The sequence below is a fragment of the uncultured Frigoribacterium sp. genome (assembly GCF_963515265.1).
Lineage (GTDB): Bacteria > Actinomycetota > Actinomycetes > Actinomycetales > Microbacteriaceae > Frigoribacterium.
In genome coordinates, this window is the sequence record NZ_CAUPYL010000220.1 from 1 (window position 1) to 4,038 (window position 4,038).

Here is a 4,038-nt window from a genome sequence, read left to right on the forward strand (position 1 = left end):
CCGGTGATCATGTTCTTGATGTAGTCGGCGTGACCGGGAGCGTCGACGTGAGCGTAGTGACGCTTCTCCGTCTGGTACTCGACGTGCGAGATGTTGATCGTGATGCCGCGCTGCTTCTCTTCGGGCGCGTTGTCGATCTGGTCGAAGGCCGACGCCTCGTTGAGGGTCGGGTACTTGTCGTGCAGGACCTTGGTGATCGCCGCGGTGAGCGTGGTCTTGCCGTGGTCGACGTGACCGATGGTTCCGATGTTGACGTGCGGCTTGGTCCGCTCGAACTTGGCCTTAGCCACTGTGGGTCCTCCTCAGGACTCGGTTGCAGTGGGGCCGGGGGCCGGGTCGATGACCCGGCCTACCGGACACTGCGGATTGGTGTGTGTACATGTTACGCGGTCGAGGAACGGCCGCGAGATTCGGGACTATTCGCCCTTGTTCTTCTGGATGATCTCCTCGGCGACGGCCGAGGGGACTTCCTGGTACGACTCGAACGTCATCGAGTAGACGGCACGACCCGAGGTCTTCGACCGCAGGTCTCCGACGTAGCCGAACATCTCCGACAGCGGCACGCTGGCCCGAACGACCTTCACACCACTGGCGTCTTCCATCGACGAGATCTGCCCGCGTCGCGAGCTGAGGTCGCCGATGACGTCGCCCATGTACTCCTCGGGCGTACGCACCTCGACCGCCATGAGCGGCTCGAGGAGAACGGGCTGGGCCTTGCGAGCCGCCTCTTTGTAGGCGATCGACCCAGCGATCTTGAAGGCCATCTCCGACGAGTCGACGTCGTGCGCCGCGCCGTCGAGGAGCAGCGCCCGGACGCCCACCGTCGGGTAGCCCGCGAGGACTCCGACCTGCATGGCGTCCTGGATGCCGGCGTCGACCGAGGGGATGTACTCCCGCGGGACGCGGCCGCCGGTGACCTTGTTGACGAACTCGTAGGTCGACTCGGCCGTGACCTCGTAGGGCTCCAGGGCGATCTGGATCTTGGCGAACTGGCCCGACCCACCGGTCTGCTTCTTGTGGGTGTAGTCGTAGCGCTCGATGCCCTTCTTGAGCGTCTCGCGGTAGGCCACCTGGGGCTTGCCGACGTTCGCCTCGACGTTGAACTCGCGCTTCATGCGGTCGACGAGGATGTCGAGGTGGAGCTCGCCCATGCCCTTGATGACCGTCTGGCCGGTCTCGACGTTGAGCTCGACGCGGAACGTCGGGTCCTCTTCGGCGAGCTTCTGGATGGCCAGCGAGAGCTTCTCCTGGTCGGCCTTCGTCTTGGGCTCGATGGCGACCTCGATGACGGGCTCGGGGAACGTCATCGACTCGAGCACGATCTGCTCGGACGGGTCGCACAGCGTGTCACCGGTGGTGGTGAACTTCAGGCCGATGACCGCGTAGATGTGGCCGGCGGTGACGCTGTCGACCGGGTTCTCCTTGTTGGAGTGCATCTGGAAGATCTTGCCGATGCGCTCCTTCTTGTCCTTGGTCGAGTTGATGACCTGGGCACCCGACTCGATCGAGCCGGAGTACACGCGGACGTAGGTGAGGCGACCGAAGAAGGGGTGCACCGCGACCTTGAAGGCGAGGGCCGAGAACGGCTCCGTCGACTCGGGCTTGCGGATGATGACCTTCTCGGCGTCGCGGACGTCGTGGCCCTCCATGGGGGGCACGTCGAGCGGCGAGGGGAGGTAGTCGATGACCGCGTCGAGCATCGGCTGGACGCCGCGGTTCTTGAACGCGGAACCACAGAAGATCGGGTACAGCTCGCTGTTGACCGTCATCTTGCGGACGGCGCCCTTGATCTCGGCGATCGTCAGCTCTTCGCCGCCGAAGTACTTCTCGAGCAGCGCGTCGTCCGACTCGGCGACCGTCTCGAGGAGCTTGGCGCGGTACTCCGCGGCCTTCTCCTTGAGGTCGTCCGGGATCTCCTCGATCTCGTACTTCGCACCCAGCTCGACGTCTCCCTTGGAGTCGCCGCGCCACGTCAGCGCACGCATCTCGACCAGGTCGACGACGCCCTCGAACGAGGACTCCGAACCGATCGGGAGCTGCATGACGAGGGGCTTGGCACCCAGGCGGTTGATGATCGTGTCGACCGTGAAGTAGAAGTCGGCGCCGAGCTTGTCCATCTTGTTGACGAAGCAGATGCGGGGCACGTCGTACTTGTCGGCCTGACGCCAGACGGTCTCGGACTGGGGCTCGACGCCCTCCTTGCCGTCGAAGACGGCGACCGCGCCGTCGAGCACGCGGAGCGAACGCTCGACCTCGACCGTGAAGTCGACGTGGCCGGGGGTGTCGATGATGTTGATCTGGTTCTTGTTCCAGAAGCACGTCGTCGCGGCGGACGTGATCGTGATGCCGCGCTCCTGCTCCTGCGCCATCCAGTCCATCGTGGCCGCACCGTCGTGGACCTCACCGATCTTGTGGGTGATGCCGGTGTAGTACAGGATGCGCTCGGTCGTCGTCGTCTTGCCAGCATCGATGTGCGCCATGATGCCGATGTTGCGGACCTTGTTCAGGTCGGTGAGCACGTCCTGTGCCACAGGTTCCTCCGAAGGGGTAGGTGGGGAAAGCGGGAGCCGAGGAGGCGCGGTGCACGTCGTGCGCACACCGCGCCTCCGTGGCTGTTACCAGCGGTAGTGCGCGAAGGCCTTGTTCGCCTCGGCCATCTTGTGAGTGTCCTCACGGCGCTTGACAGCGGCGCCGAGGCCGTTGGAGGCGTCGAGGATCTCGTTCATGAGGCGCTCGGTCATCGTCTTCTCGCGACGAGCCTTGGCGTAGGTGGTGAGCCAGCGGAGCGCGAGCGTGTTCGCGCGGTGCGGCTTGACCTCGACGGGGACCTGGTAGGTCGAGCCGCCGACGCGGCGCGAACGCACCTCGAGGGTCGGGCGCACGTTGTCGAGCGCCTTCTTCAGCGTGACGACGGCATCCTGGTCGTTCTTGGCGGAGACGCCGGCGAGAGCACCGTAGACGATGCGCTCGGCGAGGCCCTTCTTGCCGTCGAGGAGGATCTTGTTGACGAGCTGGCTGACGATCGGCGCACCGTAGACCGGGTCGGCGACGACGGGGCGCTTGGGCGCGGGTCCTTTACGAGGCATTACTTCTTGTCCTTCTTCGCACCGTAGAGGCTACGAGCCTGCTTGCGGTTCTTCACGGCCTGGGTGTCGAGGGCGCCACGGACGATCTTGTAGCGCACGCCGGGGAGGTCCTTCACACGACCGCCGCGCACGAGCACCATCGAGTGCTCCTGCAGGTTGTGGCCCTCGCCGGGGATGTAGGCGGTGACCTCGGTGCCGTTGGAGAGCTTCACACGGGCGACCTTGCGGAGCGCGGAGTTCGGCTTCTTGGGGGTGGTGGTGTACACGCGGGTGCACACGCCACGCTGCTGGGGGTTGGACCGCAGGGCGGGGGCCTTGGTCTTGACGACCTTCGGCGTGCGTCCCTTGCGGACCAGCTGCTGGATGGTTGGCACTGGTTCTCCTTGGTTGCGCTCTGCTCTCGGCCGGTGCTGCGCCGTGCAGTGCTCTGCTCTGTCCGACCGGATGGTCGGCGTCCTCGTCTCGTCGGGACCGGGCCGGATGAGGCCCTGCCCCGCCCGGCGACCGCTGCGTGACGAGCACGCGGAGCAGCTGGGGGACGGTGTGACCCTGCTCGTGCCTGGTCGTCGACCGTGGTACGAGCGGGATTTTCGGGCGCGCGATGAAGCGCACACCCGATAGAGCATAGCTTCGGCCAGGGGGTTAATCAAATGTCTCCGGGCTGCGACGGGACGCCGACGGCGAACGGCCAGGCGCCTCCCTGCCCGGTCAGCGGGCGGGCTCGGCCCTCGAGACCAGCAGCGTGCCGAGCACGACGAGGGCGGCGCAGACGACCGCGCCGAGCACGAACGGCGACAGCGCGTAGCGCGCGGCGAAGAGCACCAGCCAGACGGCCTCGCCGCGCACCACGGCGTAGCCGACGCTGCCGACGAGCAGCATGACCACCCAAACGGCGGCGGCCGCGGAGACGACGGCGGGCCAGGGGCTCGGGGGCGCGGGTCGGGGACCGGGG

5 protein-coding genes are annotated in these 4,038 nt (G+C 66.4%); all 5 read right to left on the reverse strand.

The window, feature by feature from the left end; all coding sequences use genetic code 11:
* Positions 1–290: GTP-binding protein (locus tag RWM17_RS12890; RefSeq protein ID WP_314104267.1), on the reverse strand; the 290-nt coding region annotated here is incomplete at its 3' end.
* A gap of 126 nt (positions 291–416) precedes the next feature.
* The gene (fusA, locus tag RWM17_RS12895) at positions 417–2,531 is read right to left on the reverse strand and encodes an elongation factor G (RefSeq protein WP_314104269.1); all 2,115 of its coding nucleotides are present in this window, start codon (positions 2,529–2,531) and stop codon (positions 417–419) included.
* An 84-nt stretch (positions 2,532–2,615) separates the two neighbouring features.
* Entirely contained in the window at positions 2,616–3,086 is a 471-nt protein-coding gene (rpsG, locus tag RWM17_RS12900; protein WP_123547680.1) for a 30S ribosomal protein S7, read from the reverse strand.
* Entirely contained in the window at positions 3,086–3,460 is a 375-nt protein-coding gene (gene rpsL / locus RWM17_RS12905) for a 30S ribosomal protein S12 (RefSeq protein WP_043593380.1), read from the reverse strand. Before rpsL ends, rpsG begins: the two co-directional genes overlap by 1 nt.
* A gap of 334 nt (positions 3,461–3,794) precedes the next feature.
* Positions 3,795–4,038, reverse strand: a 244-nt coding sequence (locus tag RWM17_RS12910) for a DUF6121 family protein (RefSeq protein WP_314104272.1), incomplete at its 5' end; no start/stop codon positions are given.